This is a genomic window from Blautia obeum ATCC 29174 (assembly GCF_025147765.1).
In the GTDB taxonomy this organism is placed as follows: domain Bacteria; phylum Bacillota; class Clostridia; order Lachnospirales; family Lachnospiraceae; genus Blautia_A; species Blautia_A obeum.
This window is the reverse complement of the sequence record NZ_CP102265.1, coordinates 798,808-815,700: the sequence shown is the minus strand read 5'-3', so window position 1 is coordinate 815,700 and position 16,893 is coordinate 798,808. Positions and strand designations below refer to the sequence as shown.

15 protein-coding genes are annotated in these 16,893 nt (G+C 43.0%); all 15 read right to left on the bottom strand.

Translation table 11 applies throughout. The annotated features are described in order from the left end of the window. Positions 1–342 precede the first annotated feature (342 nt). From NQ503_RS03825 to NQ503_RS03755, 15 genes are read right to left on the bottom strand one after another with little or no spacing between them, the layout of a single operon-like run. Positions 343–993: an Ig-like domain-containing protein gene (locus NQ503_RS03825; protein WP_005422032.1), complete on the bottom strand. Its 651-nt coding sequence runs from the start codon at positions 991–993 to the stop codon at positions 343–345. A 16-nt stretch (positions 994–1,009) separates the two neighbouring features. Then, on the bottom strand, positions 1,010–1,144 hold the full coding sequence (locus NQ503_RS03820; protein ID WP_005422033.1) for a hypothetical protein: 135 nt from the start codon (positions 1,142–1,144) through the stop codon (positions 1,010–1,012). 33 nt (positions 1,145–1,177) lie between these two features. Then, the gene (locus NQ503_RS03815; protein ID WP_005422034.1) at positions 1,178–3,202 is read right to left on the bottom strand and encodes a serine/threonine-protein kinase; all 2,025 of its coding nucleotides are present in this window, start codon (positions 3,200–3,202) and stop codon (positions 1,178–1,180) included. A gap of 11 nt (positions 3,203–3,213) precedes the next feature. After that, entirely contained in the window at positions 3,214–5,208 is a 1,995-nt protein-coding gene (locus NQ503_RS03810; RefSeq protein ID WP_005422036.1) for a tetratricopeptide repeat protein, read from the bottom strand. 2 nt (positions 5,209–5,210) lie between these two features. Beyond that, entirely contained in the window at positions 5,211–6,380 is a 1,170-nt protein-coding gene (locus tag NQ503_RS03805; protein ID WP_005422038.1) for an FHA domain-containing protein, read from the bottom strand. Positions 6,381–6,391: 11 nt separating this feature from the next. Further along, on the bottom strand, positions 6,392–7,684 hold the full coding sequence (locus NQ503_RS03800; RefSeq protein ID WP_005422040.1) for a WG repeat-containing protein: 1,293 nt from the start codon (positions 7,682–7,684) through the stop codon (positions 6,392–6,394). A 9-nt stretch (positions 7,685–7,693) separates the two neighbouring features. Beyond that, complete coding sequence (locus NQ503_RS03795; protein ID WP_005422042.1) at positions 7,694–8,272, bottom strand: prepilin peptidase; 579 nt, start codon at positions 8,270–8,272, stop codon at positions 7,694–7,696. Then, positions 8,272–8,979, bottom strand: coding sequence for a TadE/TadG family type IV pilus assembly protein (locus tag NQ503_RS03790; RefSeq protein ID WP_005422043.1), 708 nt, complete (start codon positions 8,977–8,979; stop codon positions 8,272–8,274). The genes NQ503_RS03795 and NQ503_RS03790 overlap by 1 nt, the downstream gene beginning before the upstream one ends. 8 nt (positions 8,980–8,987) lie before the next feature. Then, entirely contained in the window at positions 8,988–11,504 is a 2,517-nt protein-coding gene (locus tag NQ503_RS03785) for a DUF5702 domain-containing protein (protein WP_005422045.1), read from the bottom strand. A gap of 15 nt (positions 11,505–11,519) precedes the next feature. After that, a complete protein-coding gene (locus NQ503_RS03780; protein WP_005422047.1) occupies positions 11,520–12,164 on the bottom strand; it encodes a hypothetical protein in 645 nt (214 codons plus the stop codon). Between the two features lie 26 nt (positions 12,165–12,190). After that, the gene (locus tag NQ503_RS03775; RefSeq protein ID WP_044924748.1) at positions 12,191–12,442 is read right to left on the bottom strand and encodes a Flp1 family type IVb pilin; all 252 of its coding nucleotides are present in this window, start codon (positions 12,440–12,442) and stop codon (positions 12,191–12,193) included. Between the two features lie 58 nt (positions 12,443–12,500). Next, on the bottom strand, positions 12,501–13,370 hold the full coding sequence (locus NQ503_RS03770; RefSeq protein ID WP_005422053.1) for a type II secretion system F family protein: 870 nt from the start codon (positions 13,368–13,370) through the stop codon (positions 12,501–12,503). Between the two features lie 9 nt (positions 13,371–13,379). After that, the gene (locus NQ503_RS03765) at positions 13,380–14,207 is read right to left on the bottom strand and encodes a type II secretion system F family protein (RefSeq protein ID WP_005422055.1); all 828 of its coding nucleotides are present in this window, start codon (positions 14,205–14,207) and stop codon (positions 13,380–13,382) included. Between the two features lie 7 nt (positions 14,208–14,214). Further along, positions 14,215–15,462, bottom strand: a complete 1,248-nt coding sequence (locus NQ503_RS03760) for a TadA family conjugal transfer-associated ATPase (RefSeq protein ID WP_243037875.1) — start codon at positions 15,460–15,462, stop codon at positions 14,215–14,217. Between the two features lie 58 nt (positions 15,463–15,520). Continuing rightward, positions 15,521–16,870, bottom strand: a complete 1,350-nt coding sequence (locus NQ503_RS03755; protein ID WP_227190300.1) for a YARHG domain-containing protein — start codon at positions 16,868–16,870, stop codon at positions 15,521–15,523. Positions 16,871–16,893: the final 23 nt, after the last annotated feature.

Here is a 16,893-nt window from a genome sequence, read left to right as displayed (position 1 = left end):
TCGTCGCCCAATAGGACAAGGCTCGACTTCCTCTTTTCTCCTCTTTTGAGAGAAGTTTTATTTACGATACGGAAGGATTCACTTTATGTTGCGGTCTGCATGATTGTTAGCACTTCTTATGAAGCTACATTACCCATCCGCTTAGTACCCTGTATTACTACAACGCACCGGATTTGACTATATGGCTCACTGGTGATTACCATAGTCGGACTTTCACCGACTGGTGTGCCCCAGCTTTGCTGGGCACGCTCCTATTACATAAAAAAATAAAGTGCGTAAGTTTTGTTACCAGTAACTTACACACTTTATTTTACACTCTCGATTTGAAGCAAAATCCAACTTTTATTTCTTCTTCCAGTAAATCTTATAAATATCATATCTCGTCATCAAGCGTATATTCTTCCCTTTAATGACCTTGATCGTTCCTTTTTCCAGGCTGCCTTCTTCATAAGTTCTTACACTGTAAGTGATACTGTTGCTGCCAATTTTATAGCTTCCTTTTCCACCATTTCCGGCTCCGACATAATACAGAAAGCTTCCATTGTTTGCAAATTTCATTGCATTTCCATAGTAAAATGCCGAACCATAGATCCAGCGTATAGAAGTTTTATTTACTTTCACTGTCATCGGCACATCAACTTCCCAAGTTCCTTTAAGAGTACTCTTATTTATGACTGTTTTGGCTTTCTTTACTGTCACAGTACATTTAAGTTTTTTCTTTCCATATTTAGCTGTTATCACAGCTTTCCCAGGTTTTCTGGCGGTTACCACAGCTCTTTTCCCACGTGAGCTCACACTGGCAATCTTAGAATTACTGGAAGTCCATGTTACTTTTGAATTTCCTCCAACAGCTGTTATCGTTGTTTTCCCGCCTGCATATAACTGAACTTTAGACTTGTTGAGTCGAATTCCGCCGGCATACACTACACTGCACGATGCAATAACAAGTATACAGCATACGATGATTGCCAGAACTCTTTTACTCTTTTTCATCTTTCTCTCTCCTTTCTCATATTTCCTCTTCCAGTTTTTCCAGAAGCTTTTTTCTCTGCTTTTCAAAAATTCTCGGAAGTACCAGCAATGCAACCATACAACAGATCACTCCCGCCAGACCTCCTGCAAACATCATTTTTCCTACTATCATTTCTCTCCCTGCCTTTTGTCCTGATTTCTCAGATTACAGCCATCCGTTATCTACTGCCTGTTGGTAAAGTTCCTGGAGTCGCTCCATATCCGCATCATTTGCATTGGAAGCAGACTCTTTCTGATATAACTCATCTGCTTTCTTATAATATTCTCCAAATTTGCTGTAATTTCTGAGGTCAACCGCCAGTGAATTCTGTTTGGAAGCTTCCAGATAAGCAAGGCTCTTATATGTACGGTAATCCTCCCCATACGTCTTAAGGATGTTATCCAATGTTTCCGCTGCATTGGAATAATCACCTACATTCTGATATAAGACTGCGAGATTATATTCCGTATCGTAATCACTCATTCCCTGCTTTTCTATCTGCTTAAATATTTCAATTGCTTTTTGATAATAAGTATCATCGCCTTCTGCGCCTGCATCGCAATAAGCCTGTGCAAGTTCTTCCAGCACTCCGATATTTCCATCTCCGGAAAGTTCCTGTTCTGCCTCTTCCAACAGACGAATCTTTTCCTGTGTTCCTGTCGTGCCGCTCTCCATCTTGTCAATGCATCTTGCTGTCATTATATACGCACGCATTTTCACATAGGAATCTTCTGTTTTGTCAATGCATGCCTCAAAAATCTGTCGCGCTTCTAAATAATCTTCCATATTAAAAAGGATCTCTCCCTGCACATAATCTGCTTCAACAGAATCCAGTCCTTTTTCTTTTGCTGAACTGAGAATGTTTTTGGCTTCTTCTATATTTCCACTACAGGCAAGCGCAATTGCATAATCTCTGTAATAACTGCCATTATCCGGGGCAATCTGAAGCGCCTTCTCATAGCTTGCACAGGCATTTGCATAATCTTCCTGCTTCGCATAACAATCCCCCAGGAGATAATAGACATTATTTAAATCTTCCTCGCGATTCGCGATCTTCTCATTTCCAAGGATTTTGGAATTGATAAAATCAATGCATTCACCATACTGCTGTCTCTGGCTGCAGGAAAGTGCCTTCTGGTAATATGCATCCAGACTGTCCGGCATCAGATCTGATGCTTTCTGATAGCAGACTTCCATTTTTTCATAGTCGCCTTCCGCAAGATACTGCTTCTCCTGCGATACCAGATTGTCATATTCTTTCCGGGTATCTGTCCCTATCCTTAAATATCCCATGACTGCAATCGCTGCACAGAGCAGCATCAGGCATGCCACAGAAGCGGTAATAATCTTCTGATTCAGTACCAGACGTTTATATCTTTTTTCTTTAAGAGACATATGTTCCAGATCACTCAGCAGTTCTCTTGCTCTCTGATAACGGTTATCCGGATTCGGTTCCAGACACTTCATGATGATCGCTGCAAAAACTGTATTGACCTTTCGCCCCATATCCTGAATATCTTCTGCATAGCCGTCTTCATCCACCGCCGGTTTCTTTCCACAGAGCAGATGATAGAGCGTAGCCCCAAGGCTGTACAGATCCGAGCGTGGATCTGCTTTTTTCCAGTGGGACGAATCCAGTTCATTCTGGTTATACCGCATGGCTTCGATCTGCTCCGGTGCCGCATATCCATTCGTATATCCGGTCACCCAGGCATCACCGCCATCCAGACTGGCAGAAATATTAAAATCGATCAGGCAGATATTTCCATCCGGCCGCAGCATGATGTTCTCCGGTTTCAGATCCCCGTGTACGATCGGTGGCTTCTGTTCATGCATATAGCAAAGCGTGGCACAGATCTGTCTCGCCCAGATGATCACAGATTTTTCTTCAAATTCTCTGCCGCTGTCCAGATACTGTCCAAAACTGTTTCCCTCTACAAAAGTCATAACAGTATACACATCTCCGTCCACTTCCAGAAAGTCATAGACCTGAGGAAGCCCGGAATGACGCAGATTTTTCAGTACATCTACTTCTGCACGATTGTTTACAAGATTTCGAAGCTCTGTTTTTACCTTTTTCAGCACAACATAAGTACGCAGGTTTTTATGATACGCCTTATACACATCACCACTTTTTCCAGATCCTATTTTGCCAATAATTTCGTATGTCTCCGGTATATGTTTCAGCATGACCTTCCCCTTTACTGCTCAAATACTGTATGATCTTTTACATTAATGCCAAGATTTTCACTTCCGGCACTCAGATTTCCGACGATCGATACCAGATCCTGGAGACCATTCTCCGTTGTAGCCAGACCATCAGACAATGGATCAAATACCGTTGATAGATCTCCTGTCAGGTCTATTCCCACCAGTGAGGCCGCATCTTCTTCCGTCAACTGTATGGTCGTTCCATCCGCATGAAGCTTATAAGCCTCTATGCTGAACTTTGTAGTCGGAGTTCCGTCACCTGCATCTGTTCCGTATACATAAGATGCAAAACCTACTGTCCATCCAGCGTCATCTTCTTTGCCAAAACATTCCTGCGTAAATCCGTAATCAGCTTCCGGAAGTGCTGTTCCGATTCCATCAGTGGCATTCACTGTTGCATCTGCTTTGACCTCTCCATCTACAACTCTGTATACCGTAAATGTCATCTTCCCATTCTGCATTGCGATCACGAGCAATTCTGGTTTTCCATCTTTATCCAGGTCTGATCTCTGCATGCCAAACACCCCATTCAGTGCTGCATTTACCGCAGATACATCTCCATATGTGTATGGAATATCTTTGCCATTTAAATCAACTCTTGGAGTCTTTTCCAGAATTGTATCCGAATAGTCGTCAAGAATTTCTTTTTCGTCCACAGCCTCCGCTGTCGACTCCTCTCCGTCTTCCTCCACGGTAACTTCCGTTTCTACCATTTCTCCATCTGCATTTTTTTCATCTGCATTTTCTCCTTCTGCAGAATCTTCTTTTGCTTCCTCCTGAGCCGGAGTTTCTGCTGCCGGTACTTCCGCCACTGGTGTTTCTGTCGTCGGAATTTCTCCTATTGAAGTATTGGCCGATGTATCAGGCTTATTTACTGTCTGCCCACTGTCCCCGGTATCTTCCCCTACCGGAACATAAGTCCCTGTATCTGTTGCCGGATCATACACATATTCTTCCTCTGCAACAGGTATGCCGAATTCTTCTTTAGGAGTCGGTGTTGGGGTTAAAACCGTTGGAGTCGGTGTTATCTCTGTTGGTGTTGGCATTACTTCTGTTGGTGTCGGTGTTACTTCATCCTCCGGAACAGCTATCGCTTCTTCCGGTGTTGGGGTTGGGCTTTCCGGCGTAACTGTCGGTTCTTCTTCAGGTTCTGTCGTAACGACCGCCTTGCCAGCGTCATCTGCCTTTTTCTCCGTTGGTCCCAGCGGATCTTCGGAATCTTTTGTTTCTTCCGGAGTCACCTTCTCTTTGGTTTTCTGTTTCGCCATCTGTTTCGAAGTCTTTTTCGTCTCCTTTTTAGCCGGGACAGGCGTATCAGTTGAAGGATTCTTTTCCGGCACATAGATAACGATTGTCTTAAATTCTTTTATAACTTCTTTTGTTTCCTGCTGTTTCGATATATTGTTACTACTCTTATACTGGTCAGCAGTCTCGTTACACGATTTCTCATAATGACTGGAGAAATCTGCAGTATCTTTCGGCACATGGGTCGCATCTTTTTCCTCAGATGCAGTTTTTACATTCTGGGAAGCTTTTTTCAGATATTTCAGTGCCTGATCCGGTTTCTTCTGTCCATTATAGGCATCTGCCATACCAAGTGCTGCCTCCGGTGATTTCTCATCAATTTCCAGTGCTTCTGAAAAAGCAGCTTTTGCTTTTACATAATCCGCTTTTTCCAGATAATTATTTCCAAGATCCATTTTTTCCTGTAATTTACCTGCCGTTGTCTGCTTAGGTGTTACCACGAGGCCTACAACTACAATGATCAATACACACAGAATGCCAAGTCCCAATGGCAGGAAGAGACCTTTCTTTCCATTTTTTCCTGACTTTTCTTTTTTCCCGGAGCTTCTGTTTTGTTTCGCATTCTTCTTTCCGGTTTTCTTTTCGTCTTTTCCGCTCTTTTCATCGGGAACCGGATTTCCGCATCGACCGCAGTATTTCTCACCCAGTTTAATCTCTCCATTACAATTTGGACATTTCATCTTTATCCCTCCTCAATGATAAAATCGAACAGTTCATCTGACATCTGTATTTCACTGTCTGTTTCCAGTCTGACCGGAATCTCCGGCTCCAGCTCAGTCTTATTCAGATAAGTGTGATTCAGTGAATGACAGTCTTCCAGGAAAAATCCCCCTTCTTCAAATGTAATGATGCAGTGTTCCCTGCTGATCGTTTTGTTTCCCTGAATGCAGATGTCCACGACTGCTGCCTTTTTGCCTATCTTGGTTCTTTCTTTGTTGATCACAAATTCTTCGCCCGTATTACGGCGTATCAGTCTGACGTTGATCTTTGGAGGTACTTTAAGAAGAACTGTTCCCTCATCATCCGGATCATACAAAAGTACTGTGCCATCCTCTTCTTCATCATCTCTGTCGGCGGGTTTCTCAAAATGCTGTACGGGTTCCTCCCTCTGGAACTCGCTGTCTTCTTTTGCAAAAGATTCTTCTCTGAAAAATCTCTGGTCCACAGGTTCTATGTCTTGCAAAGGTTCTATATCCTGTAAATGCTCCATGTGCTGTGAATTTTCCGTATGATGTGAAAAATGCTTCTTCTGCGGAACATACAGTTCTTCCTGTGCATTCCAGTCTTCTGTATTCCAATTTTCTGTATTCCGACTGACCTCATTCCGGCTGTCCATTTCCGGTTTCTTCTGTACTGCCGGACCTGTATAATTCTGAAAGCCTGCTCCATTTTCCGGCGGAACCGGAATTTCTTTCGGAAGTGGTGGTAATCCGCTGTCTTCTGCTTTTCCGCGCTTTGTTTCCATATATGTATTTTCCCTTAACGGAATGCAGACAAGCCGAACCTCTTCGTCCTCATCATTCACAAACATATACTGCATTTCCTGTTCAATCATTTCTTTCGGAATTCCATTTCGGGTCAGAAGCTTCTGCATCTCTTCAATCTTCTTTTTCATTTTTCTTTTTTCCAGAAATCCATGTTCTCCCATCCAGGCTCTCATATTCGTGCATCCGGTAATGTCATAATAAAACCGACATTCCCTACTGGTATTTTCTGTTTCAAACGACAGGATGTATTCTTCCATCAGCTCGCTTCTCAACAATCTGTATATATTTTCATCCAATACCATACCAGCCTCCGCCTGATATACAATCACATTTCTTTCTCCCGTAAAATCAAATGAAAATCCCATTGCTGTCCCTCCTAATAAATATCCAGCTGAATCAGTTTCCAGCTTCCGTCTGTTTTTACCGGTGCGATTCCTCTGCTGTTAAATGCTTTGGCATCTTCAAACTGAGGCTGCACTGCAATATCTCCATTCTGTTTTATATATCCCCAGCCATCGTCGGTCTGGACCGGTGCATATCCAATTCCCGAGAAACTCTTTGCCCCCGCAAACATACATTCCAGTGTCTTACTGCCATCTATAAAAACAAATCCCCATTTGCCGCTCTGCATGACTGCTGCCGGCTGATCGGATACAAATGGATACGCTGCTTCATAACTTTCACTTCCAAGCTGCTTTCCTTCTGCATCCACAAGAATGTACTGCTCACCACTTTTTACAAAAGCCACTCCGTTTCTCGAACAGAAGCCCCATTCATCCTGCAACACATCTGAAAAAACAAAATCTGTAGCCATCTGAAGGTCATCCCCGATCAGCGCCCAACTTTCTCCCTGCTTCACTGCACCAAAACCATCCAGAATCGGCGTTGCAGCATCATAGATAAACTCTGTCAGCGGCTGAAACTGTCTGTTGAGATATCCCCATTTTCCATCTTTCTCTGCCGGTATAATGCCCTGCTTCTCTGTTCCCAGATACTGATAAGCTTCCTCCGGCTGCCGGCGTTTATAATTATTTGTATCAATGTAGTAACTTTCCCCATCTTTCTGAACCGGTGCAACTCCCCAGTCTCCAAATAATCCGACTGACTGATATTCCGGCCGCAGGATTTCCTGTCCGCTGCTGTTCAAGAATCCATACAGATCTCCGGATTTTACATACATATATCCACTGCACTCTGTCGAGATCTCATCATAATCTGCACTGACTGTCTGCACTTCTCCTGCCAGTGACTGTAATTTTTCTTTGATATCACCATTGTATTTTGTCTTTTCTGCCTGCCGTTTCAGAAGTGCAATCGCATCTTCTCTTCGTCCCTCTTCCAGATAATAATCCGTAAGCATAAATAACGCCTCATGTTTATCATCCTCGAGACTGATCGCCTGATTGCAGGCTTCCTCGAACTCATCATCTGAACCCAGATTTCTGTAATCCTGTGCAATTTTTATCCACAGATCACCCTGATCCGGGTTTTCTTCCAGTGCATTTTTGTATTCCAGAACTGCATCATAATATATCTGCTGTTTTTCATATTTTTCAGCTGCTGCAATGTGCTGTCTGTATTCCGCCTTTTTTACTCCGAAATTGTCAATCGTACTCCACCAAGCAGTCCCAAGCAAAAAGATCATTGCCACAACAACCAGTTTTTTCATAGCTTCCTCCTAAAATCCAAGCAGTAAAATCAAGATCGTTCCCGCTGCAAGAAACGGTACCAACGGAATGGAATCTTTCATACTCAGTTTTTTGCGTGCCAGCTGTACCACGGAATAGATTCCTGCCAGCAAAAGTCCGGCTACCAGATCCCACCAGATCAGAGATAACCCGAGGTACCATCCCAGTACCGCCGCCAGTTTTACATCGCCCAGTCCAATACTTTTTCTCGAAAGAACATAAGCCAGAAGGAACAGTATCAGACCAACCAGCATTCCACCCACTGCAGAAATCATTTTTTCTTTCCAGTAAACCGGATATACAGCGACCTCGATAACAAGAAGCACTGCACGAATGACCAGCATTGCTACCAGCAGCTTATTTGGCACGATTGATTTTTCATGATCGATCACTGCCAGGACCAGCATAAATCCTGTCAGGCACAAATATCGAAGAATCTTCGTCCAGTGGTAGTCGTACCTATAAAACAAAAAGCAGCTCACCACTTCTGTCAGAAGAAACGCCAGAAAAAATATCTTTTTCTTTTTTGCTGTAGTATTTATAACGGTTTCCATCATATTCTCCTTCATCACACTCCTGACCAGACCCGTGTAGAAGCACAGACTCTGTAATGTCTCGGCTTCATTCTGAAAAAGGGTACCTGATTATTCATATTAAAATCGACTATGATCTTGATATCTCTCGTCTTATTCTGGCACCAGACAGTCTTTGACATATTCATATCCGAAATCCCAAGTTTTTCCGCATAAGTTAACGGATCCTGTCCGCCTCCGGCAACAGATAACTGTTTCATGACACAGGATTTTGCCACCGTATTAACCATGTATGTAGAAATGCCATTGATTGCATCTTTTTTGAACACTGCCAGTACCCCGGAAATAAACGATTCTGGATCATCCACATAACCACTGACCGTACCATAAGCATCCTTCGCTGCTTTTCCGGCTTCTATCGTATTACCTACAGGATCTTCTCCGTTCAGGGCATTTTCTCCTGCCTGCTGAACTGTCTGCAGCTGTTCTTCAATAGACTTTATATTTTTTTCAAAATCCTCTGACCTGGAATTCAGTCCGTCCAAAGAATCCAGAATTCCGATCTTTTCCAGAATATAGCTGTACTGTGCCACTTCTTTTGCCGCCTGATCTGCCGCATACTGTACAATCAGCTGTGCTCTGGTAAACGATATCAGACTGTAAATACTGACAAATGCCAGAAAGAATAATGGCAGAAACAACGTTGCTTCTACTGTGATAGAACCTTTTTGTCTTTTCTTCATCTTTGCTCCTAATACCCCAGTATTCCCTGATATTTTATCGTCTTCTGACTCTCTTCATCGGAGTTGCTTCTTCCGAGAAGTGCCGAAACTTTTGGTAAAAATGTCGTCTCTGCCTTCACATCAGCCCGGAGCGTCAGCATCGTATATTTGCTGCTCAGACTCTTTCCGGTATTCAGCTGAATGCAGTCCGCTGTCCTGACCAGAAGTTTCTTTTCATTGTTCTCACTGATCATGGAGACAAGCAGAAACAGTTTCAGATATTCTTTATAATTGAGTTTCACTTTGTCGTTTGCTCTCCATACAGCGACTTCGTCCCCTTTCATCAGACTGGATAAGTCCTGACCGGAGTAGACGACTGCACAGCAGAACAGGTAGGAATATTTAATGATCGGATACAGCCATGCCTGTCCGGTCGCATCAGATATTCCGCTGGCAATGCTGTTCGCCTCGGCATTCAATGTCTTGTCAAAAAACACGTAGGCACTGTTGATTGCCAGACGCAGTGAATATAGCACTGCAGTCGCTTCTGTCTTATTGACAATCGTACTCTCATTTCCATAAAGAAGATATTCTATCTCTCCATTATAAATATAATGGCTGTTCAGTTTGTCGTTGCTGAGTGAAACATCGTTTTCTTTTGTTGTCATGCAATTAAACATTTCGCTCATGTATTCCATCAGATAGGCACGCTCCAAAAGTTCTCCAGACAGGTTGTCCAATCCTTTCAGTAATTCCGTTATGGCAGAAAGGCTTCCTGCCCCATCATTCACCGTCGTATCATCACTGTCCAGGTTCAGTTTCTTTACCGTCTGTGCCGACTGAATATCCGATCCAATTTTATTTTGTCCACTTGGGAACTCATCCGGATAAGAAAGGCCGGAAAAATCTTTCAGATTTTTTTCTTTTCCCAGTGCATTCAGTCCCTCCAGGATCTGATCATATTCTCCCTGTGCATCTTCTGCATCCTGTTTCTTTTGATCTTTTGCATTCTGCTCCGTCTCATCTTCTGATTTTGTTCCGACTTTGGAAAGATACTCTTTATAAAAATTGCATTCCTTTGGATCTGTATAATAGTAATTACCCTGTAACGGCATTCCAAAATTTGCATTATCATCCCAGAATGTATTCACCGCAGCCGCAGCACCCCGTTCAAAAATCGAGCATGCCTCTGTGCTGTTGATCTGTGCTGCTTTTATATGATCCGTTACCTGTATCATCTTTTCGGCTTCTTCCAAAAGGCCTTCCGCCTCCTCTGTATTCCTCTCCAGACAATTGAGCATATCTTCCAGATCGTCTGTATTGATTTTGATGTTTTCTTCCTCTTCAAGCTCATTCAGTTCGGATATATCTTCCCCTTTGCTCTGCAGATCATCTTTGCGTTCCTGACACGCTTTTTCCGCCGGTTGCACTTTATTGACCCACACATCTTCCAGCTTTTGCAGCTGGGTGATTCCTTCGTTTCCTGTATTTATCATCGTCTGAAGCTCAGACTTGTAATTTTCAATCTTATTTATATAATCTTTTTCTGCATCTTCATAAATACTCTTAAGATTTGCAATGCTCTGCTGTATTACAGTATCTATGTTTACATAAGCATTCCATTCATCCTGCGTAAAACTTTCATCGTTATTCATCGCCTGCTCTACAATTCCAGAATTCTGAAGCAGAGAAACAGCTGCAACAAGATCTGCATACCTTATTTCATCAAAAACAGTTTCTGACCGATCCCATACTATTGCACCGGCGAGATTCTGCCGAATCACCGCTGAACTGATCTGACCGGATCCTACAGGTGCTAATGCTTCATTATCCAGATATTTCTGTAAAGACTCTGCTGCCAGATAAAATACAGACTGCTGTACCAGAATATTCATTGCTTCTGAAATCTCTGAAGCCATTCCCTGCACACCCTGTATCGCAGCACTGTGTGCATCTACTGCCGTTTTGGCGTTCTCAGATGGTTCTCCAAGTTCTTTGGTTTTTTTTGCATAGTCTGTCTTTGCTTCGATATAGTCTTTCTTTTCATTCATATTTTTCAACGGCATCTTTTTGAATTTTTCCAGAATATCGCTGACCATATATACCGGTGCACGAAATTTCATGTATTCCAGAATCTGCTGCTGAAGAACCTGCGTATCAGCCAGAGAAGAATTCTTCACTCCCTGTACTTCCACGCCTTCTGTGCCCAGTTCCAGCTGGATCATGGAATGAAGATCCGTGGATTTGGTATCTTTCAGTGCAGATGCATTACATGATTCCAGAAAACTCTGTTCCAGGTACGTCTTCATCGACGGGGATGATGGATCATCTGCCATTGTGATCAGGCCATATGAATCCTTCAACTGTTTATCATAGCGTGCAAGCGCCGCATTCATTGTGAGGTCCCCCGCGCCTGAAATCACAGTCTTTGCTGCATAAAGGCGGGAGATATCTACTATTATTCCGCTGAATATCAGAACCGGTACCAGAATCAGTGTCAGAAAGACAGAAATTGCTCCCCGGTTTTTTCCACAGAAAAATCGCATATATCTCCCTCCAGTTTAAAAGATTATTTCTTTTACTTTATTAAAATTCTCTACAAATTTGTCTGTATCGATGCCCAGCTTATCCAGAAAAAACTTTCCAAGATCCCAGGCCAAATCTACATTCCGCACAAAATCTGTCGTGTTCAGGACCGGCTGATATGCTGCCGCATACAGGCTGATCGTATCTTTCATCCCCAAATATCTCAGAATTCCAGGCGTCGGAAGTTCATATCGCAATTCAGCGAATACTGATTGTGACATGAACTTATTCTCCACCCTGATACTTGCTTTCGCTGTTCCCACGGAAAGTAATGTGCTGTATTTGCATAAAGATTCCTGGTATTTTGCCAGTCGTTCTTTTGTATTACTGCCCGCACCGAGACGATAGATCTTTGTCAGTGAACCATTGTACGCTTCATAATAGGACTGTACCTGTTCGTCCGAAGGCTCTTCCCACGAAAAATCTACTTTCCCATCGGAAAGAGGTTCTTTATCAGTGAAACCTTCATAACCCGGATATGCAATTTCTTTTGCCAGCTGCGCTGCCGCCCTCTCTACCTGAAAAAAGAAATAGCTTTCCTGCATCTTAAAAAGTCCCAGATAGATGACCGCCATGACCACCGCTATGGTGATCGGGAAGTACAGTGCAGCTTCTACCATGATGGCGCCACGTTGTTTCTGTTGATTCACAGAAGTGTTTTGAGATTTCCGATTTCAAGGAATGATGTATCTTTCACTTTATCAGCATCATCAAACGTATTACTTACAAGATCCATGATTCTTTCTCTGAAAACAACTACGACCGCAATGACCACTACGATCACCAGAATGATCGCAACGATCTCTGCCGCACCTTTTTCTTCGTGCTTGAAATCTTCCACAAAATTATGTAATCTACAAGTTGCTCCAATCCACATTTTATTCAACATTTCTAACATTCTCTTTTCCTCCTTTATGAAATGTCTGTTATTTATAATAAACGGCATCTGCCTTTTATTATCCTAATCCGCTCATTACCGGAACCAGGATCAGTATCAGAATTCCGATAAAGATCAGAAATACCGGAAGCAGAAGTCTTGAATTGGCTTTTTCGCCTTTCTGCTTCACCTCATTTTTCTTCATTTCCCACATCTCTGTCGACATGTCTCCCAGAAACAGTGCCAACTCTTCATTACCTTTCTGCAGGTTCTGTAAGATCAGCGACGTAAATTTGCGCACTTCCTTTACACTGCAACGATCTGCGAAATTGCGATATGCATCTGCTTCCATGATTCCATTGTCAATCTCCAGACTGGTGTTCTGCATTTCTTTATATAATGCACGCTCTCCTGTAATCGCTGTTCTTTTCCATGCATCGCGGAGAACCATTCCCGAATTGACCAGAAGCGTAAGCTTGGACAACACCTGTGGAAGATCCATCAGGATCTCCTGCCTTCTGGCTGTCAGCTTGTCCTGCAAAGATAGGTCTATATACATGACTACCAGCACGCTGAAGATAACTCCCAGAAGTGCCGCCTCCACACTTCCCGCCAGGACCGAAAGAAGCATAAATACAAGGAACACAGTATATGCATATGTGATCTTGGCGCCCTGCAAAATATAATAGTAATATTCCGCATACTTCTTGCCCTTGATCTCTGCAATCTCTTTGATTTTCAGCTTTGCACGTCTGGTCTTTGTTCCCATATGCAGAATCGGCATCAGTGCAAATCCGACACAGAACAATTTGCTCATCTGAAATTCTCTGGCAAATGTACTCTTTGTGTACGTAGCATATTTCTTTCCCTTTGTTATTGCCAGACAAATCCATACCAATGCAAAAGGCGTACATATTATCATAAGAATCAACTGAAAATAATCATTCATCTTTGTCCCCTATATCTTGATATCTATAATTTTTCTGCCAATGTAATATGCTGTTCCAAACAGTGCCAGTGCAATAACTTTGGTCAGGACATTGAGCGGTGTATTCTGTACAATGGACATACTTCCCATCCCGCTGAGTGTAACCATGATGATCAACGGCATCAGCATCATGATGTTCAGCTCATTCTTGTTTGCAGTCAGAAGTGTCCTTATCTCCATTTCCATCTCGATCTTTTCATTGATGATCCGATAGGTATCTCCCACTGCTTTTTTGAGATTTCCACCATAACGGCTGGACACTTCAAAAATCGTTGCAAAGCTTTCTACATCATCCAGATGGCTTCTCTCTGCAAAATTTTTCAGCAACGCTTCTATATTCTGACCATTGTAGATACCATTCACAATCATTTCAATCTCGTGCACAATGTCTGCTTTTTTTCCATAAATATCTGCCAGGTCTCCATATGCATCTTCAAAAGCTCCCTGCGTATTTTTTCCGGTAGAATATGATGCAGTCAGAGACTCCAGCATGTCACGGAACTGGATCAGAAGTCCTTTCTGTCTTCTGGCTTTCAGAAATTCCCGATATTTGCCGATACCCGGTAATATCAGAAGTATTCCCACTATCCCGGACAAAAGGAAGTTTCGGAAAAATGTCATGCACACAAATGCTCCGACCAGAAAACCAAGCGCCCCGCCTGTCAGCTTTTCCACAAAACTCATCCGGTAAATATAGTAATCTTCACCATTTCCAAATAATGCTTTCTGTGGAATATATTTCTGTTTTCTTTTACTCTTTTTTTCTCGCTTGTTTCTGCGACTTTTCTCTTTCTTCATACTTTTCCTAAATCTGACTGCTCATTCCCTGCAGTCTCAGCTTATAATCATTTTTTAATGAATTTCCGGTCCGCATCAGTCTCCCTTGAACCTTATGAAGCGTACTGCCCTGTGTTTCCTGAAAAACAAATAGCGGATTCAACTGGTATTCGCCTCCGCTGCATCCCAGAATTTCGGTAATCTCCATCGTTCTTCGGGACTTGTCCCTGAGTCTCGACAAGTGGATTACAATGTCCAGTGCGGAGGAAATCTGTTGCCGTATCGCCGGAAGCGGAAGGCCTGCATTTCCCTGCAGTACCATCGTTTCCAGTCTGCTTAGCATATCTCTTGTAGAGTTTGCATGACCGGTAGACAGAGATCCGTCATGTCCTGTGTTCATTGCCTGAAGCATATCCAGTGCTTCTGCTCCTCGCACTTCTCCCACAATGATCCTCTCAGGACGCATTCGAAGAGCGGAGCGAATCAGATCACGAATTGTGATCTCTCCTCTGCCCGATGTGTTTGCATTTCTTGTTTCCAGACTGACCAGGTTGGATATATTACGAATCTGCAGTTCCGCAGAATCCTCAATCGTTATGATTCGTTCATCCTCTGGTATAAAATTGGAAAGTGCATTCAGAAATGTTGTCTTTCCGGATCCGGTTCCCCCACTGATAAAAATATTGTATTTTGCTCTTACCAGTTTCTGCAGGAAATCTGCTACCTCCGGTGTGATCGAACCATATTCCAGAAGTTTTTCCACCGTCATCGGTTTTTTGGAAAATTTACGGATTGTCACGACCGGACCAGCCAGCGAGATTGGTGGAAGAACCACATTTACACGCGATCCGTCCTTCTGAATTCTCGTATCCACAATAGGATTTGCCTGGTTGACTTCTTTGCCGGCTTCTCCTACGATTCGCTGGATAATGTCCAGCAGATGCTGTTCACTTTCAAATTGCCGACGATACCGATAAATCTGTCCATCCTTCTCAACAAAGATATTTTCGGGTCCATTGATCATGATCTCTGTAATGCTGTCATCATCCAGAAGCTCATCCAGAATCCCAAGTCCTCGCAGGGAACTGAACACTCTTCTGGCAATCTTTTCCCGTTCCTGCGGGGTGATCTCGTAATGAACGAGCTTATGGTCTATGATTTCCTTGATTCTGACCATGAGCTGCTCATCACTGGATCTGCTCAGGGCAAGTGCATCTTCCAGAAGAAAACGTTTTATTTCTTTTACAAGTCTGAGTGTTATCTCCTCTGTAAGCATCTCTTTCTCTTCCATTCCTTATCAAATACAGATTACAGACATATTGTCTTTTATCTTTTTATTTATCAAGCTGATAGCCATCCGGTGCAAGCTCATGCTCCACCTTACTGAGAAGCTCTGTATTTGCTCTCTCATAATCGTTAAGCATGGTAGAATCCTTAAAGTCATCTGCTGCAATCGAGCCGTGATACCAGGATTTGCTTCCAAAATAATTCTGCAATTCCGGCGATTGAAAAACTCTTCCTTTTCTCGCGTAGATCTCATTCTTGGCGTAATTCAGTTGCTGCAGGCTCATATTACTGAGTTCCTCGCGGCTGAGGTAACGGCTGTCGGAGTCCGGAATAATGAACTCTGATGTTGTATCTGTTGTATCTGCCGCAGAGGATTCCGCTGTCCCATTTTCATCAAAGATTACATCCGTCCGATAACCCTGGATAATATTTGGGATTTCATTGCTCAGATCATTAATCTTGTATGAGTAACATTTCATTGACCTTGCTTCATCTCCGTTATAACATCCAGAAATCCACTGGCTTCTTTCTTCATCCGAAACAAGACTTCCCTTTTTCATTCGCAAGACCTGATACATTCCCTGATTCTGATCTACCGTCATATGATCAAAACTGATATTAGGATCTGAAAAAATGAGGTTTTCGTATGCATCTATGATATTGGCATTCTCTAATGCCCAGTCTTCTCCTGATTCTGCAGCAGCCTTTGAATCCCATAACTCACTGATCGGGGAACCTTCGTAAAATATGTCTGTCGATGTCTCCATTTTTTTCAGTTCGTCACCGTCCAGATAAAATCCCTGGATATTCCAGGACTGGCCCGTTGCAACAGAACTTTCCTCGTAAACTTCATAGAAAAACTGATACTGTTCATCCAGTCTTCGCAGAAAAACAGAAACTTCACTGAACGCTGTGCCTCCGCTCATTCCACTCATTTCACGATAGTTTCCCTGATAGTCCAGATACAGCATTTCCTGTTCGGATACCGTTTTCCATCCCCCATCTGTTTCTTTCAAAATGGAAAATGTAATTGCCCGTCCGGTTGGAGAATTCGTACTGTCTTTGTATGAAACGCTGAAAATCTCGTCTGCCCCGTCGTAATCAAAATCACGTGAAACCGCAGCCAAAACTCCAGTTTCTCCGACCGCTTCTCCTGTCATGCTATTTTCCTTGGAGTACTGTAGATTAAGGGTATAAGTCTTGCCACCAATATAATTCAGTCCTTCAATCTTGCCTGCCTTCTGCCCGGCATTGGCACTGCTTTTCCCCTCCGATGAAGTCTCCCCACTTTCGGATGTCACTCTCTTCGCTGCCAGGACTGCCTGTCCGGGAAGTGCTGTCCCAATCATACCGGCTGCAAGTATCCATCCTGCAGACACCAATATTGTTTTTTTCATACCTGTTTCCTTCTTTCCCATAC

Bases quoted from the DNA above. Each gene is read 5' to 3' on its own strand.
- NQ503_RS03825 (WP_005422032.1), bottom strand. From the start codon at position 993: ATGAAAAAGAGTAAAAGAGTTCTGGCAATCATCGTATGCTGTATACTT.
- NQ503_RS03820 (WP_005422033.1), bottom strand. From the start codon at position 1,144: ATGATAGTAGGAAAAATGATGTTTGCAGGAGGTCTGGCGGGAGTGATC.
- NQ503_RS03815 (WP_005422034.1), bottom strand. From the start codon at position 3,202: ATGCTGAAACATATACCGGAGACATACGAAATTATTGGCAAAATAGGA.
- NQ503_RS03810 (WP_005422036.1), bottom strand. From the start codon at position 5,208: ATGAAATGTCCAAATTGTAATGGAGAGATTAAACTGGGTGAGAAATAC.
- NQ503_RS03805 (WP_005422038.1), bottom strand. From the start codon at position 6,380: ATGGGATTTTCATTTGATTTTACGGGAGAAAGAAATGTGATTGTATAT.
- NQ503_RS03800 (WP_005422040.1), bottom strand. From the start codon at position 7,684: ATGAAAAAACTGGTTGTTGTGGCAATGATCTTTTTGCTTGGGACTGCT.
- NQ503_RS03795 (WP_005422042.1), bottom strand. From the start codon at position 8,272: ATGAAGGAGAATATGATGGAAACCGTTATAAATACTACAGCAAAAAAG.
- NQ503_RS03790 (WP_005422043.1), bottom strand. From the start codon at position 8,979: ATGAAGAAAAGACAAAAAGGTTCTATCACAGTAGAAGCAACGTTGTTT.
- NQ503_RS03785 (WP_005422045.1), bottom strand. From the start codon at position 11,504: ATGCGATTTTTCTGTGGAAAAAACCGGGGAGCAATTTCTGTCTTTCTG.
- NQ503_RS03780 (WP_005422047.1), bottom strand. From the start codon at position 12,164: ATGGTAGAAGCTGCACTGTACTTCCCGATCACCATAGCGGTGGTCATG.
- NQ503_RS03775 (WP_044924748.1), bottom strand. From the start codon at position 12,442: ATGTTAGAAATGTTGAATAAAATGTGGATTGGAGCAACTTGTAGATTA.
- NQ503_RS03770 (WP_005422053.1), bottom strand. From the start codon at position 13,370: ATGAATGATTATTTTCAGTTGATTCTTATGATAATATGTACGCCTTTT.
- NQ503_RS03765 (WP_005422055.1), bottom strand. From the start codon at position 14,207: ATGAAGAAAGAGAAAAGTCGCAGAAACAAGCGAGAAAAAAAGAGTAAA.
- NQ503_RS03760 (WP_243037875.1), bottom strand. From the start codon at position 15,462: ATGCTTACAGAGGAGATAACACTCAGACTTGTAAAAGAAATAAAACGT.
- NQ503_RS03755 (WP_227190300.1), bottom strand. From the start codon at position 16,870: ATGAAAAAAACAATATTGGTGTCTGCAGGATGGATACTTGCAGCCGGT.